The following is a 17,211-nucleotide window of genomic DNA, read 5'->3' as shown; positions in this document are numbered from 1 at the left end:
GGCCAGTCGGTGGTCCATACGGCGGACGCGGGCCGTAGGGAGGCCCAGGACGCCCCTGTGGCACGGGAGGCCGCGGGGGACCTGGAGGACCTGGAGGACCCGGACGGCCTTGCGGACCGTACGGGCCGTAAGGCCCGGGTGGGCCGGGCGGGCCATAGGGGCCGCTCATAGCCCCATGCTCCGTTCCTCACCCTTCTGCGCGAGTCGGTCGCGCAGGAGGGCGGCCTCAGTGGTCGGCAGGCTCGGGATGGTCGCGTCCGTCGCCGCCGCGGCGGTGTGCAGCCGGACGGTGGCGATGCCCATCCACCTCTCCAGGAGCCCCGCCGTGACGTCCACGAACTGCATCCGCCCGTACGGGACGACGATAAGGCGCCTGACGAAGACTCCATGAGTGACTATGAGGTCGTCCGCTCGCTCGACGTACCCGTACGTCCGGCGGTCCAGTTCGGCCAGTAGCCAGGTGAGGACGACCCCCAGACCGACGGCGGCGATCGACATGACGGCGGGTACGAGGCCACCGTTGCCCCAGACGATGAACGCGCCCACCCCGCCGATCGGCATCGCCCAGAGGACCGCGGTGAGGAGCCTGTGCCAGCCGTGGCGTTTGGATATGTGCGACCACTGGAGGCCGCCGCCGGGCGCGAACGCCTGTTCCGCCTGATAGACGGGCGGTCCGGACGACGGCTGGTGCGGCGGGTAGTGTGCCGGTACTTGACCGGGTTGGCCTGGCGGCCGACCGCCATGCCCCTGGCCCGACGGCGGGGGCGGGTGCGCCGCTCCCTGCTGTCCAGGGTTGGCGGCGGGCTCGTAAGGCGGTTCGCCATGGCTCGCGTTCATCGCCCCCTAGTCAACCGGATAACGAGTACCGCTCGCCATGCGACCATGAAGCCGTGATCGGAGCTGCGGAGGCGCGACCATGACCACCGAACGGATCGTCGGGATCGGTGCGGGCGCCAAGGAGCTCGCCACCGAGGACATGACCCTGAACATCGGCCCCCAGCACCCGTCCACGCACGGGGTGCTCCGGCTCAAGCTCGCCTTGGACGGCGAGCGCATCTCGGCGGCCGAACCCATCGTCGGCTACATGCACCGCGGAGCGGAGAAGCTCTTCGAGGTCCGCGACTTCCGGCAGATCATCGTGCTGGCGAACCGCCATGACTGGCTGTCGGCGTTCTCCAGTGAGCTCGGTGTCGTCCTCGCCGTGGAACGCATGCTCGGCATGGAGGTCCCGGTCCGCGCCGTATGGACGAGGACGCTGCTGGCGGAACTCAACCGGATTCTCAACCACCTGATGTTCCTCGGCTCGTATCCCCTTGAGATGGGCGCCATCACGCCGGTCTTCTACGCGTTCCGTGAGCGTGAGGTATTGCAGCGCGTCATGGAGGAGATCTCCGGCGGGCGGATGCACTACATGTTCAACCGCGTCGGAGGGCTCAAGGAGGAACTCCCCGCCGGTTGGACGGCGCGCGCGCGGACCGCGGTCTCCGACGTCCGTGCCCGTATGGGCGACATCGACGACATCATCATGGGCAACGAGATCTTCCGTGCACGGACACGAGGCGTCGGAGTACTCACGCAAGAGCAGATCCTGCAGTACGGGGTGTCAGGCCCCATCGCGCGCGCATCTGGACTGGATTTCGACCTGCGCAGGGACGAGCCGTATCTCGCCTACGGCGACCTCGACGTTCGGGTGGTCACCCGGTCCGAGGGTGACTGCCTAGCACGGTTCGAGTGCCTGCTCGACCAAGTCCACGCGTCCCTCGACCTCGCCGACGCCTGCCTCGACCGCCTGGCCGAACTTCCCCCCGGCCCCATCAACCAGCGGCTGCCGAAGGTACTGAAGGTTCCGGAGGGCCACACGTACGCCTGGACGGAGAACCCGCTGGGCATCAACGGCTACTACCTAGTGTCGCGTGGGGAGAAGGTCCCGTGGCGAATGAAGCTGCGGTCCGCGTCGTTCAACAACATCCAGGTCCTGAAGGAACTCCTGCCCGGCACCCTGGTCGCCGACATGATCGCCATCCTGGGCTCCATGTTCTTCGTCGTCGGCGACATCGACAAATAGCCCTGCCCCAGAGCCTGTAGTCAACCCGCCCGGGAGGCGCCTGGGCCGTGTTGCTCGTCGTCCGGGCCCTTGGGGACGCGGCACGCGTACTCCAGGAAGACCGCGGCCCCCACCAGGACGACCGCCGCCAGGAAGGTGCCACCGCTGACAAAGAAGTCGTGGCGAGGGGTCGCCTTGTCGAGGGACGAGGTCAGGCTGACGGCGAATCCGCCGAACACGCCCGCGATGACCGCCGCGGAGTGCGCGCTGGCCTTGCCCAGGGCGGCCAGCCGGGCCACCGCCATGGGCTCCAGCGGCTTGGGCGGCGGTTTCCGGCCGGGCCGGGGGCGGTACCGCTCCTCCGGCTTGCTGCGGAGGCGGCGCAGCACGTTCAGGCCCGTGAAAGCCTCGCCCAGGGCGAGCAGCAACAGCGTCGGCACCGCCGTCCACGGCAGCGGCGGCAGCGACAGGTAGGCGGAACGCAGCACCGCCCAGGTGACCACCGCGACGACGACCACGAGGGCGATGAGGAACAGCGGCCGGGACGGTTTCATGCAGGCTGCTGAAGGACCAGGTCCTCCCGGCGGCGAACGGCCGACGGACCACCCTCGGACTGCTTGGCATGGGCGAGGTCACCGACGCGGCCATGCCCGGGGAGCAGAACGTCCGGCTCGATGTCGGCCCAGGGGACGAGCACGAACGCCCTCTCGTGCGCGCGGGGGTGCGGGAGCGTCAGATCGGGGTCGTCGGACGTGACGTCGCCGAAGACGACGATGTCGATGTCGAGTGTGCGGGGGCCCCAGCGCACCTCGCGCTCCCTGCGCATCGACGTCTCGATGTTCAAAACGCGTTCGAGGAGGTTCTCCGGGGGCAGGCGGGTATCGGCCACCAGCACGACATTGAGAAAGTCGCCCTGTTCGGGGAGGGTCTCTCCGGGCGGCGCGTACGGCGTGGTCTCGTAGACCGGGGAGAACGCCACAAAGTGCAGGCCCGGTGCGTCGAACAGCGCGTCCACCGCCTCCTGGATGTTGTCCATGCGGTCGCCTAGGTTGCTGCCGATCGAGAAAACGACGCGGTGCTGGACCAGCATGTGGCCGCCGGTGGCGGTGCGGTCGGGCATGCGGTCGGACGCTGTCATGGGCGACTCCTCCTGATCTTCACGGCGATGTCCGTGAAGGGGTGCGGCACCGGGGCGCTCGGCTTGTGGACGGTGATCTCGACCTCGCTCACCGTCGCATCTTCCAGACATATTGTCGCCAGCCGGTCGGCGAGCGTTTCAAGGAGGTTGACGGGCTCCCCCTCGATGACGGCGACCAGGCGGCCGGCGAGTGCTCCGTAATCGACGGTACGCGAGAGGTCGTCCCCGGCCGCCGCCGGGCGGGTGTCCAGGCCGAGGACGGCGTCCACCACGAACTCCTGCCCCAGCTCGCGTTCCGCGGGCAGGCATCCGTGCCTGCCACGCGCGCGTAGGCCGCGCAGCTCGATGTGGTCCAAGCTCATTCTTCCTCTGCATCCACGACGTTGAGGACGGGCGAGCCATGGTGCAGCAGAAGCCGCCACTCCCCCTCCGACCGGACGAACACGTTCGTGGCCACGATGCTTCCGCCGGCGAGGAAACCGGCCTCGGTGTCCTCGTCGGCGGTGAGAACGTTCTCCTTGCACGTCACCACTGCGTGGTCGCCGTACACGTCGGTCTCGACGTCGGTGAGCACGAACTGGATGTAGGTCGTGTTGGCCATGATGAGCGCCCAGGAACGGAGCACTTCCTCACGCCCGCGCAGCATCGTCCAGCCGGGGTGCACGCAGGAGACGCCGTCCGCGTACGGGCCGTCCGCCCATACGTCCGACATGCGGTCGAAGTCCCCGGCCTCGAACGCGGCGTAGAACTCGGCGTGGACCTCGTCCACATCGGCGCGGTTCACGGCACGGCTCATAGGCGGGGACTCCCGTGTTCTGCGCGACCGTCCGCCGCGGCTTTTCCGAAGCTGTCTTCATGGGCGGGACGTGCCGCGCGCATGGCGGCCGCCACACGAACCGCGTCCGCGTTCGGCCGGACGCGGTGGACGCGCACACACCACGCACCGGCCGCCGCCACCAGGGACGTGACGGCCACGGTGGCGTCGTCGCATTCGCCGAACGGGCGCGGTGTCCCGTCGGAATCGGCGAGCAACCTGGTCAGGAACCCTTTGCGGGACGCGCCCACCAGGACCGGATGCCCGGTGCCCGTGAAAGCGTCCAGGTGAGCCAGCAGCGACCAGTTGTGCCCCGCCTCCGGGCTCTTCGCGAACCCCAGCCCAGGATCCAGCACGATCATGGAGGGATCGACGCCCTCCCTGAGTACGGCGTCGACCCTGCGCAGCAGTTCGTCGCGCACCTCACGGACAACGTCGGCGTAGATGGCACGCGTCTGCATGTCGTGGCTGTGGCCCCGCCAGTGCATCACCACGTAGGGGACGCCCGTCGCGGCGACCACACGCGGCATGGCCGGATCGGCGAGGCCGCCGCTGACGTCGTTCACCAGCCGGGCTCCAGCACCCAGCGCGGCCTCAGCGACCTCGGCGCGCATGGTGTCGATGCTCACCGGAACGTTGCCGGCAACAAGCGCCTCTATGACGGGCACCACGCGACGCAGTTCCTCGTCCTGCGACACACGCTGCGCGCCAGGCCGGGTGGATTCACCACCCACGTCCACGATGTCGGCGCCCTCAGCGACAAGGTCAAGGCCGTGCCGGATGGCCTTGTCCGGGTCGAACCAGGCGCCACCATCGGAGAACGAATCCGGGGTCACGTTGACCACGCCCATGACGAGGCACCGCCCAGGGGCGGGCAGGCCCGGAACGACGGCACTGGTCATGACACCCAACCCTATGCCTTGATCCCAAACCCGTAGCCGCGGCGCCTTCACCGCCGTTCACGGCCCTCGCGACACGGGGCGCCCGCCTCCGCCGCACCGGCGTGCCCGCCGTCGTCACACCCGGCACACGCCGCACCCCGGCCCGTTCCGTCACTCCGGCCGCCGCGGCGCTCGTCCGGTGGCAGCAGAAGGGCCTCAGCGCGACGCTGAGGCCCGTTCAGACGTTCGTCCACCCCGACTTCGGGGCGGTCGGTCAGTAGCGACCGAGAATCAGGCTCATCGCCTCGGACCGCGTCTCCGCATGATCACGGAAGTCGCCGCGCACCGCCGACGTGACCGTCTTGGCGCCCGGCTTCCGCACTCCGCGCATGGTCATGCACAGGTGCTCGGCCTCGATCACCACGATCGCGCCCCGCGGCTCCAGCACCCGCATCAGCGCATCCGCCACCTGGCTGGTCAGCCGTTCCTGCACCTGCGGGCGACGCGCGTACACGTCCACCAGCCGTGCCAGCTTCGACAGACCGGTGATCTGGCCCTTCTTGTTGGGCGTGTACCCCACGTGGGCCACCCCGTGGAAGGGGACCAGGTGGTGCTCGCACACGGAGTAGACCTCGATGTCCTTGACCAGGACCATTTCCTCGTGGTCGGCGTCGAACACCGTCGTGAGGGCATCCTCCGGCGTCTGCCGCAGGCCGGCGAACTGCTCGGCGTACGCCCGCGCCACCCTGGCGGGCGTCTCGCGGAGGCCGTCCCGGTCGGGGTCCTCCCCGATGCCGATCAGGATCTCGCGCACCGCCTTCTCGATCCGCGCGTGATCGAAGCCTGGCGGCTCCTCCAGGATGCTTGCCTCACCCTCGATGAACGCACGCCCCGCGTCCCGCGCGGCCTCGTCCGACTGCCGGCCCGACTGCGAACCGAGGGACGGACCTGGGGACGGTGCCCCGCCCCCAGGTTCGCCATGCGTCGACGTCTCGTCTTGCGGATCAGCCAAGGCGGTCAGCTTTCGCCTGGGGCCGGGTCTTTGACCTCCGCGCCGACCCCACCGCTCTGGCCGTTGCCCTTGGTCAGGTCGGTGACCTCCTGGGGGCCCATGAGCGCCAGTTCCTTGCGCGTCAGGATGGGCGGACGGTCGGACGGGAGGCGCTTGCCGTAGCCGGTGTAGGAGTTCTGGTGCGGCCGCTTCTGGATCGGCGCGAAGATCTCCAGCACCATGTCCTTGGAGAGGGTCTCCTTGTCCATCAGGTTGACCACCAGCTCGTCCAGGACGTCCCGGTACTCCATGAGGATTTCCCACGCCGTGTCGTGCGCGGCCTCGATGTAGCGGCGGACCTCGTCGTCAATGGCGGACGCTATGTCCTCGGAGTAGTCACGCTCGTGCCCCATGTCGCGCCCAAGGAAGACCTCACCCTGGCCGGAGCCGAACTTGCGCGCCCCCAGGCGTTCGCTCATGCCGTACTCGGTCACCATCTTGCGGGCGATCGCGCTGGCCTTCTCGATGTCGTTGGCCGCACCCGTCGTCGGCTCGTGGAACACGAGCTCCTCCGCGGTGCGCCCGCCGAGCAGCATGGCAAGCTGGTCGGTCATCTCCGAGCGGGTGGTGAGGAACTTGTCCTCCATCGGGAGGGTCATGGTGTAGCCCAGGGCCCGCCCACGCGGAAGGATCGTCACCTTGTGCACGGGGTCGGAGTTCGGCAGCGCGTGCGCCACCAGCGCGTGCCCGCCCTCGTGGTAGGCGATGATCTTCTTTTCCTTCTCCGACATCACCCGGGTCTTCTTCTCCGGCCCGGCCATGACGCGGTCGATCGACTCCTCAAGGGTGTCCATGTCGATCAGCTTGCGGTCGAAGCGCGCGCTCAGCAGCGCGGCCTCGTTGATCACGTTGGCCAGGTCGGCGCCGGTGAAGCCGGGGGTGCGCCGCGCGATCGTGTCGAGGTCGACGTCGGGGGCGAACGGCTTGCCGCGGCCGTGCACCTTCAGGATGCCCTTGCGGCCCTCCAGGTCCGGGCGGTCCACGGTGACCTGGCGGTCGAACCGGCCGGGGCGCAGGAGCGCCGGGTCCAGGATGTCGGGACGGTTCGTCGCGGCGATCAGGATCACGCCGCCCTTGACGTCGAAGCCGTCCATCTCGACCAGGAGCTGGTTGAGGGTCTGCTCGCGCTCGTCGTGGCCGCCGCCGAGACCCGCGCCGCGGTGCCGGCCGACGGCGTCGATCTCGTCGATGAAGATGATCGAGGGGGCGTTGGTCTTGGCCTGCTCGAACAGGTCGCGGACGCGGGAGGCGCCGACACCGACGAACATCTCGACGAAGTCCGAACCGGAGATCGAGTAGAACGGCACCCCGGCCTCACCGGCCACGGCCCTTGCCAGGAGCGTCTTACCGGTGCCCGGCGGGCCGTACAGGAGCACGCCCTTGGGAATCTTGGCGCCGATCGACTGGAACTTGGCCGGGTTCTGGAGGAAGTCCTTGATCTCCTCCAGTTCCTCCAGGGCCTCGTCCGCGCCGGCCACGTCGGCGAAGGTGGTCTTCGGGGTGTCCTTGGTGATGAGCTTGGCCTTGGACTTGCCGAAGTTCATCACCCGCGAGCCGCCGCCCTGCATCTGGTTCATGATGAACAGGAAGATCAGCACGATGATGATGATGGGCAACAGACTGAACAGCAGGTTCATGAGGAAGCTCTGCTGCGGGACCTCGACGTCGTAGCCGCCGGACAGCTTGCCCGCGTCCGCCTGCTTCTGCAGCGCCTGCTGGAGCTGGTGCCCCTGGCCCCCGACCCAGGACGTCTGCTGGTGCTCACCGTTGTTGAGCGTCAGCTCGATTCGCTGGTCCTTGTCAATGATCTTGGCGGACTTCACCTGTCCCGCGTTGATCTCCTGCACGACCTTCGATGTGTCGACCTTCTCGTAGGAAGGGCCAGGGTTGATGCCCCACATGAGAAGGGCGACCAGGAGGCCGAACAGCAGGATCCACAGCAGCGGCCCGCGAAAGTAGCGCTTCACGTCCATTTATCCGGTTACCCCTCCGGGGCCCGTCCCTCCTGACCAACGTCTGTGTACGATCCTCGTCCGTCCCGGGGGACGGATGCCGGGGCGACCAACAGTGCGACTCACGAGAAGTCCGTCACCCGGGGGCTCCGGACCCATCGCAGCGGCTTCCGTGTGGCTCCCCGACCCAAGGGTCCGGGACACCGACGGTACACCGCAGGGCGCAGAAGACGCAGCCGACGCTGTTCTCCTGCATCCCCTCCATATACCCGTCAACGACCTTTGCAACGATTCGTCACGGTCCCTTGTTCCCTAGAGGCGGCTCGTATGCCCTGGGCTGCACGGTGTACGGGCCTCTGTGCAGGGGCCTTCTAGGCGCCGTCCCCACCATAGACGTGCGGGGCGAGCGTGCCGACGAACGGCAGGTTCCGGTATTTCTCGGCGTAGTCGAGCCCGTAGCCGATGACGAACTCGTTGGGGATGTCGAACCCGACGTACTTCACGTCGACGTCGGCCTTGACCGCCTCCGGCTTGCGCAGCAGCGCGCAGATCTCCAGCGAGGCGGGATCGCGCGAACGCAGGTTGCTCACCAGCCACGACAGGGTCAGGCCCGAGTCGACGATGTCCTCCACGATCAGGACGTGCCGGTCGAGGATGTCGGTGTCGAGGTCCTTGAGGATGCGCACGACCCCTGAGGACTTCGTTCCCGAGCCGTAGGACGAAACGGCCATCCAGTCCATCGAGGCGGGCGTGTGCAGGGCCCGCGCGAGGTCCGCCATGATCATGACGGCGCCCTTCAGGACGCCCACCAGAAGAAGGTCCTTGCCCGCGTAGTCGGCGTCGATCTGCTCGGCGAGCTCCCGCACCTTGGCCTGCAGGTCCTCCTCGGGGATCAGCACCTTCGCCAGGTCCGTGCCCAGGTCCTTCTCGTCCACAACCACACCCTCATCGTTCAGACCTCGCCCGTCCGGCCGAACAGCAGCTTCCCATACCGCCGGACGGCCCGTACCCCGCCGGGCAGGTCTACGTGCCGCTGCCCGCGCCAGGCCGTGACCAGTCGATCCACTGCATCGACATGGACGGCCGCGAGCGTACCCGCTGGGCTGCCCGCTTTGAGCGCGGCCATCCGCAGGACCCGGGTACGGACGGCCCCGGGCTGTTCCTTCAGCCCGTCCAGACGGAGGGCCACGCGCTCCCCGTCGTCGGGGGCTTCCAGGTCTGTGAAGGCGCGTGCGGCGACCTGTTCCAGGTAGTCGGCGTCTTCGCGCAGCATTTTCGCCGTCCGTGCCAGTGCCTCCGCTACACCGGGGCCAAGCGTCTTCTCCAGGACGGGTAGCGCTTCATGGCGCACACGTACGCGTGCATAGGCGGGGTCGATGTTGTGTGGATCGTCCCATGGCTCCAGCCCCATCGCCTTGCATGCCCTGCGGGTGGTCGCGCGGTCGAGCTCCAGCAGGGGCCTCAGATAGAGCACGCCGGATCGGCGTCGGAACTCGGCCGGCATGCCGGACAGCGATCGGGTTCCTGAACCACGCGCCAGCCCGAGCAGGACGGTTTCGGCCTGATCGTCCTGGGTGTGCCCCAGGAGTACGGTTGCGGCTCCCAGCCGCTCTGCGGCCTCGTCAAGGGCGGTGTAGCGGGCCTCCCTGGCGGCGTTCTCTGGTCCGCCTGTCCCGTCCACGGTGACCGCGATCGATCCGGAAGGGTCCAGGCCCAGGTCGGCCATGGTGCGTACTACGGCGTCGGCACGCTCGCCCGAGCCGGCTTGCAGCCCATGGTCGATCGTGACACCTCCGGCCTGGCGTCCCGCTCTGGGAGCCTCGAACGCCAGCGCACCGGCCAGCGCCAGAGAGTCGGCGCCTCCGCTGCACGCGGCGAGCACCATCGCCCCTTCGGGAAGTTCCTCCAGGACGCGACGCACCGCGAGACGTACCGCGGCCACCGCCGGATCAGGCCCCATGGAAGACCTTTACCACCACGTGGCGCCCGATACGCGCGGCACGCCGAGGCCCGGGTGACCGTCGCGGGGGTCAGGCTCCGCCTCGGGGTCAGGCTTCGTTCGCCTCGGGGGGCGCGTCAATGGCGCGGGGACCCAGGACCCTGTCCATCCACAGGGCCGGCTCCTTGATCTCGTCGTGCGTGGGCAGCGTCTCCGGCGACTGCCACACCTGGTTGAACCCGCTCATGCCGACTTCGGTGGCGACCCGCCGGACGAACCGCGAACCCTCCGCGTACTGCTTCATCTTCAGGTCGATGCCCAGGAGGCGTCGGATCGTCTTGTCGAGCCTGGAACCACCGTCACGCCGTCCCTGGAACCGGGCCCGGATCTGCTTGACCGACGGCACCACCTCGGGACCGACCGCGTCCATCACGTAGTCGCCGTGCCCTTCGACCAGCGTCATCACCGCGGTGAGACGGTCAAGGATCTCGCGCTGCTCCGGGCTCTGGATCGCGTCGATGAGATTGGAGTCGCCGCCACGAACGGCGTCCGCGACGGCTTCCGCCGCGTCCCGGATGCGGTCCAGCATGACGCCTGGGTCGAGGTCGGACGCGAGCAGGAACTGGGTCATCTGGTCCTGCACGTACTCGCGCAGCCATGGGACACCGGTGAACTGGGCACGATGCGTCTCCTCGTGGAGGCAGACCCAGAGCCGGAAGTCACGCGAATCCACACCGAGCTCCTGCTCGACATGGACGATGTTGGGCGCGACCAGCGTCAGCCTCCCGGTCGGCGCCCGGCCGGACGGGTCCGGCGGCAGGAACAGCTCGTACTGTCCCAGCACACGGCTGGCCATGTACGCGAGAATCGCGCCGACCTGCATGCCGGTCACGCGGGAACCGACGGCCTGCACCATGACGTTGCCCGCACCACCGAGAGGGCCGGGGCCACGCCGCGCCGACATCTGCTCCATGAGCGGTTCGAGCACCACGCGGAAGCCGTCCACGTTCGCCCGGATCCAGCCGGGCCTGTCCACGACCGTCGCGGGATCCGGATCGAGCTCCGAGGCCATGCCGGTGAAGTCCCGCACATGGCCGTGGGCGAGCTTCGACAGCTCGCGCAGTTCCGTCACGGCCTCACGAGCCTCGGCATGGCTGACCTGCGGCCCCGGCCTGACGAGCCGGGTCCCGGCCTGGACCGCCACGTTCCAGTCGATCATTGAGGCGCTCATGTACTCCACCGTACGTTTCGGACGCGGCGCCGGAGCGCCCCTGCACGGTCGTTCAACGAACAACCGTCCTGGTTATCTCCCATATGACCCGGCCCACACCCGGATCAGCCCCCGGCTGACGGCGCGTTGCCGCAACCGCAGGCGGCGACGACGGCGGCGAGCCGGTCGAGCTTCCCGGGGTCGACCGGCCCCTCGCCGTCCCCCGCCATGAAGGCGAAGGCGAGCAATCGGCCGTCCGCGTCCTGGGCCAGCCCGGCCAGCGTGCTGACGCCCGCCAGGGTGCCGGTCTTGGCGCGAACCGTCCCGACGCCTGGCCGGCTGAGCGCCGAGGTGAAGCGCGGAGGACTCAGCGTCCCGGAGAACCCGGCGACCGGCAGCCCGGTGATGGCGGACCGGAGTTCCGGGTGGTCCTCGCCTGCGGCGAGCGAGGCGATCTCGGCGAGTGCCTGGGGCGTGATGCGGTTGCGCGTGGACAACCCGCTGCCGTCGTTAAGCGAGATCCCTGCCGCCACTCCCAGCCCCACGAGGACCTGGCCCACGGCCTGGGCGGAGTCGGCGAACGTCGCCGGACGCCCCAGATGGATGGCGACCTGCCTGGCCACCGCCTCGGCGACGTCGTTGTCGCTCTCGGTCATCAAGTGCTCCACGAGCGCGGACATCGGCGGTGACTGGACGGCGCCGAGCTGCGCCGCTCCCTCCTGCGCGACCGTCCTTCGTCCTGGCTTCGCGCTCAACCCGTTCTCGGACAGGAACCGTGCGAAGAGCTTCGCGGCGGCGGCAGGCGGATCGGAAACCCGTGACCGCTTGGACGGATCTCCTGGAGACACACGCCCCTCGTCGACCATCAGGGCGGCGACTGGAGCGACCTCGCCGTCCGGAACGTAATTGGGTTTCCACCCTGCGGCGATGCGAGGACCTTCGTAAGCGGACGCGTCGTAATCGACACGCACCTGCTGCACGCCGGATGCCTTCAACGCCGTGACCGTCTGCTGAGCCAGCTCCTGGAGCGACGCAAACGGCGGATGGCCGGCCTCAGGACGCGGCGGTATCGCCGTCAAGGTAGGATCCCCGCCTCCGACCAGTACGATTCGGCCACCCCCGCCTTGCACGACCTGAGTGGTGATCCTGTGCGCGGGTCCGAGCGACGCCAGCGCCGCCACCGACGTCACCAGCTTCGTCGTCGAGGCCGGGGTGGCGGGCCGGTCGGCCTGCCTCTCGAACAGGGAACGGCCGGTCGCCGCGTCGATCACAACGGCGTTGATCTTCGCGCGGGGGCCGCCGATGATCCCCGACAGCCGTCCGGCCAGGGTGGACGCGTCCGGCAGCGGACCCGACCCCGGATCGGCCGGCGAGATCGCCGCCGAGGCGGCCTGCACGAGGTCACGCTCCGCCACGCTGGGCGGCTGCGGAGACAGGTGACGGTCGGGTGTGAGTTTGGCCACTGCCAGCCCGGCGGTGACGGTGAAAACGTTAAGGAGGGACAGCGACAGGACCATGAGGGCACGGCCCCGTCCAGGCACGTGACCGCCCCTCTCCCACTCAGCACTCACCAACGTGCGACATCCTTAGACAAGGGAACACCCTGTGTGGACGGCCTCGCCCACGGGTTCCCGAAAGACTATTCACTGCAGCGCGCAGGGAGCGGAGGACATCTTGGATTTCGACGTCACCATTGAGATCCCGAAGGGCCAGCGGAACAAGTACGAGGTGGACCACGAGACCGGGCGCATCAGGCTCGACCGCATGCTGTTCACCTCGACGCAGTACCCGGCCGACTACGGGTTCATCGAGAACACCCTCGGTGAGGACGGCGACCCGCTCGACGCGCTGGTCCTCCTGCAGGAGCCGACGTTCCCCGGCTGCCTCATCCGCTGCCGCGCCGTGGGGATGTTCCGGATGACCGACGAGGCCGGTGGTGATGACAAGGTCCTGTGCGTCCCCTCCACCGACCCCCGCATGGAGCATCTGCGCGACATCCACCACGTGGCCGAGTTCGACAGGCTGGAGATCCAGCACTTCTTCGAGGTCTACAAAGACCTGGAGCCGGGCAAGTCCGTCGAGGGCGCCAGCTGGGTGGGGCGTGTCGAGGCGGAACTGGAGATCGAGCGGTCCCTCAAGCGCGTGTCGGACCAGGGCGGCCACTGAGCACCGCACGCCCGGCCGCCCGGACCCCTGGTCCGCCGACCGGCTGCACCGCACCGGCGGGCCCGGGCACGCGGCCGGAAGTCGCGAGGGACGCCGATCCGCTCCCGCGCCCACGCGACACGACTCGCGAGGAACCCTTCCGCACGGGTGACCGCGCGGAAGGGTTCCCGCCTTCCACACTCCCCGCGCGATCACCCGGAGGGGCGGGTCGCACCGATCAGGTCCCCTCGGTGGATGCTGGAGACGCGCACCCGCCCGCCTGTGTAGGGCGCCTCCACCATCTGTCCCTCGCCGACGTAGATGCCCACGTGGTGGATGGTGGCCGGGTCGGACGTGTCCTTGGCGAAAAAGACGAGGTCACCCGGACGTAGGGCGTCGATGGGGACGTGCGGGCCCGAGGTCCACTGCGTTCCGGTCCAGTGGTCGAGGGCCACTCCGGCCTTGTGCCACGCGTACATCGCCAAGCCCGAGCAGTCGAAGCCGCGGATTCCGGCACCCTGCGCTATGCCGTGGCTAGGGCCGGCTGTGGTTCCGCCGCCCCAGGAGTAGGGCGTGCCCAGCCATTTGAGCGCGGCCCGTACCGCGACCACTCCCCGCGCAGCCGAAGTGGTCGGCCCCTCTGCACTGGGTCGTCCTGGATTTGCGAGGGTTGCGTGGGCTTCGTGTGCCTTCGCCTTCTCCGATGCCCGTTCCCGCGCGCGCTTGAGCCGGGCGCTTCGAGCTTGGGCTGCCCCAAGCCCGCGTTCTAGGTGCCGCTTCTTCGCCTCTATGCGGTGCACGGACTCCTGTTGCCTGGCCACCGCGTCCTGCGCCAGCCGCCGGGCCTCCTCGGCCCGCTCCGTCGCCGCCTGCTGCTCGCCGAGCGCCTTCTCCGCCTGGCGGCGGAACACATCGGCGACGTTCTTGGACGCCTCCACGCGGCCGACCATCGCGGTGCGTCTCTTGACGAGCATCTCCGCCATCGCGGCACGGTCCATGAAGCCCTGCGGCCCCCCGTCACCGACGAGCGCCGACGAGATCTGGTCATAGCCGGTGTTGTTCCGGTAAAGCTGAGCGGCGAGCGAGGCCAGCCCGGTGCGCGCCTCCTCCAGCCATCCGTTCGCGGCCGCCAGCCGCGCTTGGGCGTCCTCATGGGCCTGCTGGGAGCGTTGCTGAGCGAGCCGTTCGCCGTTGTAGCGCTCCACGGCCGCCGCGGCGGCGACGGCCAGCCGGTCGAGTTCACCGTCCGCCTGTGCGAGCTTGGCCTTCGTCCGGCCGACCTCGGCGGCCCGAGCCCTGACCTGCTGCTCGCTGCGCTCAACGTCCTCCGCGCTGGGGGCGGGATCAGCGGCGCTGGGACGCGCGGAAGCGGCCGGTGCCAGCAGGCTCAGCCCGATCAACGCGGTGGAGGAGAAGGCGGCCAGTCGTAGCGCCCTGCCACGGGAAAAGGAGGATCTCCTGAGAGGAGGCGAGGTCGCGCGGCGAGCCTCTGCTGCACCAGGTGCCATGAGCACGTCCTCCCCCCGGGCGACACTACTTAGCGCAAATGATCACCCACGAAGAGTAGTTGAGTGAGGCAATGGTGGGTACGCGCCACTCCCGTCAGGAGGTGGATGTCGGGCTCGCCCCGGAAGAGGTCGGCGTAGTGGGTGGCGGCTCTGCTGCGGACGGCGGAGGATCCGGCTCTGTCTTGGACGGCGGTGGCGCGGAAGGCGACGACTCAGAGGGCGGTGAGCCTGAGGGTGACGACGGCTTCGTCCTGGGCGGAGACGGATGTTCGGGACGCTGCGTCCCCGGCGGTGTGGACGGGTCCGTGGGGCCGGAGTGCGTCGGTGTCGGGTCCGGGTTAGGCGTCGGGTCAGGGTTCGGGGCGTCGGGTCGCCAGGTGACGTGCACCTGGCTTCCGCCGGGCTGGAACGTGATGGTGCCGTCCCCCTGGGAGTTCGACCGGCGCGAGATGTGGACGCGGACGGTGACGCTGTGGCCGGCGGCAAGGCGTCCCGACGAGGGGTGGACCCTGATGCCGCTCTGGGGCTCCGCCTTCCAGGTGACCGGTCCGCCTTCTGCCCGTAGGTCGATGGAGCCGTCCGAATCTCCCGCCAGGTCGAGGAAGAGCGGGGAGACCGTCAGCGTGCCTTGGGTCGGAGCCCCTGCCGAGAGGGCCACGTTCGTGTTCGTGGGCGCGGAGCCTGGAGGCGATGCCGACAGCGCGGTCGGCGGTGCGGACGAGACCTTCGCACCGAGCGGAAACGTGGCCGACACCGGGGCGGCGTTGAGATAGCCCGCACTTTCCGGATGGCCCAGGGGTCGTCGTCCGGGCACGGGTGCCCGTGAGTGGCCGGGCACCACTCTCGGTCGTACTTCGGCGACAGTGTCAGCGTTGTCGGACCCCAGGAGCCCGTATATGCAGGCGATCCCACCACCGGACAGCAGTGCCATCACAACCAGCACCACGGCGACACGGACGGCATGAGCTCTGAACCCACGCTCTTCTGGCGGGGACAGCACTCTGCGGAGGCGGCGTAGCCACGACGGCCCACCGGAACTCGGCGCCCGGGGTGGACGGGTCGGTTCCAGGGTCTGGACGGGAAACCCGTCCGGGGTGAACTCGGTCACCCGGCCGCTGACGAAGAGCCTGTAACCGACCAGTTCGGGGTCAAGGAAGCAGCTCATCACCCGCAGGCGCAACTCCGGTGATGGATAGGTGTCCGGCAGTAGGCCGTACACCTTGGCGGCCGACACATTCCGGGGACAGAAGGCACCGCAGGTAGAGCATTTCTCCGCATGCTCCATCAACTGGTGGTTCACGCCCTCGACAAGCCGGCCGTGCCGTTGCCTCAGCAGTACGGCACGTTCTGCGCAGCCGTAAGGACCCTGGTGGGCGAGCATCTCGGCCGTCAACGCTTCTTCAAGGTCGCGGTGCGCGCCTTCAAGCGTGGTCTGCGCGTCCTTCAGCGCTACATCGAACACTGCGGCGAGGTCGGGAACCGAAAGCCGGTGCCTGACCCGTAACTCCAGGATCTCCCTGGAGTCCGGCGGCATTGCCAGGACCGCATTCCAAGCGACGATGCGCTTGTCGGCGTCGTCCTGCTGATGCCTGGCGACCGGTACGTCCGGTGGCTGCTCCCTGGGCGGCAGCCTGCGCGCGCACTCCAGCCTGGCGATGGCGTAGAGCCATGGTGTGAACCGGCCAGGGTCGCGCAGCTTGCCGATGTGCGCGTCCGCGAGGATGAGCGTGTCACGCAACGCCACCTGGGCCGCGTCCCGGTTCCGCAACTGAAACCAGCAGTAGGCGTAGAGCCGGTCGGCATAGGTGTCGTACACGGCGTACTGGGCGTCCGGTTCACGTTCGCGCAGCGCCTCGACCAGCAGATGGACGTCCATGCCCCAGAAGGTAAATGGTTCAAGCCATCCTTACTAGCAGATTCAAGAGATCGAACTCAGTCACCAACCACCATTCTCACCATTTGCAGAGCGATCTGCAAAGTGTCGCGATTGTAGACACTTGGCCAAGTCGCCCGAAATAGGGGTTCCGGGAGCCGGACTTCAGGCGGGAAGGAGAACGTCCTGCGCGGCGGCCGCGGACAGGACCTCGGTGAAGTGGATCTTCATCGGTAGTTGACACTGTCATCGTGACAGTGTCATCATCTTCCCATGGAAGGCACCTGGACGATCAGCGAGCTGGCCGAGCGGGCCGCCGCGGCGCTTGCCGTGGACGGATCCACACAGGTCAGCGGCCGGGTGCGCGACGTTCCCAACGAACGGCTGATCCGCTGGTACACCACGATCGGCCTGGTCGACCCGCCACTCGGCCGCCGCGGCCGCACCGCCCTGTACGGGCCGCGCCACCTGCTGCAGCTAGTCGCGGTGAAACGCCGCCAAGCCGCGGGCCGCTCGATCGCCGAGATCCAGGTCGAGCTCACCGGCGTGACCGATGCGACCCTCGAACGGGTCGCCGCCCTCCCCTACCCGGCCACCGCCCCACCGCCGCAACCGCCCGGCGGCCACAACACGGCCGGGCGGTTGCGGCGGTGGGG

The 17,211-nt window shown here is 68.8% G+C and carries 17 protein-coding genes; 3 read left to right on the top strand and 14 right to left on the bottom strand.

What is annotated here, in order from left to right; all coding sequences use genetic code 11:
- Positions 1 to 165 precede the first annotated feature (165 nt).
- A complete protein-coding gene (locus E1289_RS39180; RefSeq protein WP_207929232.1) occupies positions 166 to 837 on the bottom strand; it encodes a PH domain-containing protein in 672 nt (223 codons plus the stop codon).
- A gap of 79 nt (positions 838 to 916) precedes the next feature.
- Between E1289_RS39180 and E1289_RS29580 the strand changes: the two genes are divergently transcribed.
- Entirely contained in the window at positions 917 to 2,065 is a 1,149-nt protein-coding gene (locus tag E1289_RS29580; protein WP_131986010.1) for an NADH-quinone oxidoreductase subunit D, read from the top strand.
- Positions 2,066 to 2,085: 20 nt separating this feature from the next.
- Here the strand turns inward: E1289_RS29580 and E1289_RS29575 are convergent, their stop codons facing one another.
- From E1289_RS29575 to dacB, 11 genes are all read right to left on the bottom strand, one after another.
- Positions 2,086 to 2,598: a DUF3180 domain-containing protein gene (locus E1289_RS29575; RefSeq protein ID WP_131986008.1), complete on the bottom strand. Its 513-nt coding sequence runs from the start codon at positions 2,596 to 2,598 to the stop codon at positions 2,086 to 2,088.
- Positions 2,595 to 3,182 (bottom strand): 2-amino-4-hydroxy-6-hydroxymethyldihydropteridine diphosphokinase, encoded by a 588-nt coding sequence (folK, locus tag E1289_RS29570; RefSeq protein ID WP_131986006.1) that lies wholly within the window; start codon positions 3,180 to 3,182, stop codon positions 2,595 to 2,597. The genes E1289_RS29575 and folK overlap by 4 nt, the downstream gene beginning before the upstream one ends.
- Positions 3,179 to 3,544, bottom strand: coding sequence for a dihydroneopterin aldolase (folB, locus tag E1289_RS29565; protein ID WP_184889465.1), 366 nt, complete (start codon positions 3,542 to 3,544; stop codon positions 3,179 to 3,181). The genes folK and folB overlap by 4 nt, the downstream gene beginning before the upstream one ends.
- The gene (locus E1289_RS29560) at positions 3,541 to 3,978 is read right to left on the bottom strand and encodes a nuclear transport factor 2 family protein (protein ID WP_131986004.1); all 438 of its coding nucleotides are present in this window, start codon (positions 3,976 to 3,978) and stop codon (positions 3,541 to 3,543) included. The genes folB and E1289_RS29560 overlap by 4 nt, the downstream gene beginning before the upstream one ends.
- On the bottom strand, positions 3,975 to 4,898 hold the full coding sequence (gene folP / locus E1289_RS29555) for a dihydropteroate synthase (protein ID WP_131986002.1): 924 nt from the start codon (positions 4,896 to 4,898) through the stop codon (positions 3,975 to 3,977). Before folP ends, E1289_RS29560 begins: the two co-directional genes overlap by 4 nt.
- Before the next feature lie 253 nt (positions 4,899 to 5,151).
- Positions 5,152 to 5,757 carry a GTP cyclohydrolase I FolE gene (folE, locus tag E1289_RS29550; protein WP_131986017.1) on the bottom strand — a complete coding sequence of 202 codons (606 nt, stop codon included), beginning with the start codon at positions 5,755 to 5,757 and terminating at the stop codon, positions 5,152 to 5,154.
- Between the two features lie 137 nt (positions 5,758 to 5,894).
- Positions 5,895 to 7,901, bottom strand: coding sequence for an ATP-dependent zinc metalloprotease FtsH (ftsH, locus tag E1289_RS29545; protein WP_131986000.1), 2,007 nt, complete (start codon positions 7,899 to 7,901; stop codon positions 5,895 to 5,897).
- Between the two features lie 350 nt (positions 7,902 to 8,251).
- Positions 8,252 to 8,815 carry a hypoxanthine phosphoribosyltransferase gene (gene hpt, locus E1289_RS29540; RefSeq protein WP_131985998.1) on the bottom strand — a complete coding sequence of 188 codons (564 nt, stop codon included), beginning with the start codon at positions 8,813 to 8,815 and terminating at the stop codon, positions 8,252 to 8,254.
- 17 nt (positions 8,816 to 8,832) lie between these two features.
- Positions 8,833 to 9,840 carry a tRNA lysidine(34) synthetase TilS gene (gene tilS, locus E1289_RS29535; protein WP_131985996.1) on the bottom strand — a complete coding sequence of 336 codons (1,008 nt, stop codon included), beginning with the start codon at positions 9,838 to 9,840 and terminating at the stop codon, positions 8,833 to 8,835.
- A gap of 88 nt (positions 9,841 to 9,928) precedes the next feature.
- Positions 9,929 to 11,038, bottom strand: coding sequence for a zinc-dependent metalloprotease (locus E1289_RS29530; RefSeq protein ID WP_131986015.1), 1,110 nt, complete (start codon positions 11,036 to 11,038; stop codon positions 9,929 to 9,931).
- A gap of 116 nt (positions 11,039 to 11,154) precedes the next feature.
- Positions 11,155 to 12,546 (bottom strand): D-alanyl-D-alanine carboxypeptidase/D-alanyl-D-alanine-endopeptidase, encoded by a 1,392-nt coding sequence (gene dacB / locus E1289_RS29525; protein ID WP_131986013.1) that lies wholly within the window; start codon positions 12,544 to 12,546, stop codon positions 11,155 to 11,157.
- 157 nt (positions 12,547 to 12,703) lie between these two features.
- On the opposite strand from dacB, the gene E1289_RS29520 reads away from it, so the two are divergent.
- Positions 12,704 to 13,195, top strand: coding sequence for an inorganic diphosphatase (locus tag E1289_RS29520; RefSeq protein ID WP_131985994.1), 492 nt, complete (start codon positions 12,704 to 12,706; stop codon positions 13,193 to 13,195).
- A gap of 191 nt (positions 13,196 to 13,386) precedes the next feature.
- Here the strand turns inward: E1289_RS29520 and E1289_RS29515 are convergent, their stop codons facing one another.
- Positions 13,387 to 14,574, bottom strand: coding sequence for an NlpC/P60 family protein (locus E1289_RS29515; RefSeq protein WP_243713234.1), 1,188 nt, complete (start codon positions 14,572 to 14,574; stop codon positions 13,387 to 13,389).
- A gap of 202 nt (positions 14,575 to 14,776) precedes the next feature.
- Positions 14,777 to 16,558, bottom strand: coding sequence for a sigma-70 family RNA polymerase sigma factor (locus E1289_RS29510; RefSeq protein ID WP_131985990.1), 1,782 nt, complete (start codon positions 16,556 to 16,558; stop codon positions 14,777 to 14,779).
- 270 nt (positions 16,559 to 16,828) lie between these two features.
- On the opposite strand from E1289_RS29510, the gene E1289_RS29505 reads away from it, so the two are divergent.
- On the top strand, positions 16,829 to 17,211 hold a 383-nt coding region (locus E1289_RS29505; RefSeq protein ID WP_131985988.1), incomplete at its 3' end, for a MerR family transcriptional regulator.

Source organism: Actinomadura sp. 6K520 (assembly GCF_004349245.1).
Lineage (GTDB): Bacteria > Actinomycetota > Actinomycetes > Streptosporangiales > Streptosporangiaceae > Spirillospora.
Note: the sequence above shows the minus strand (reverse complement) of the source record. Positions and strands in the feature narration are given on the sequence as shown.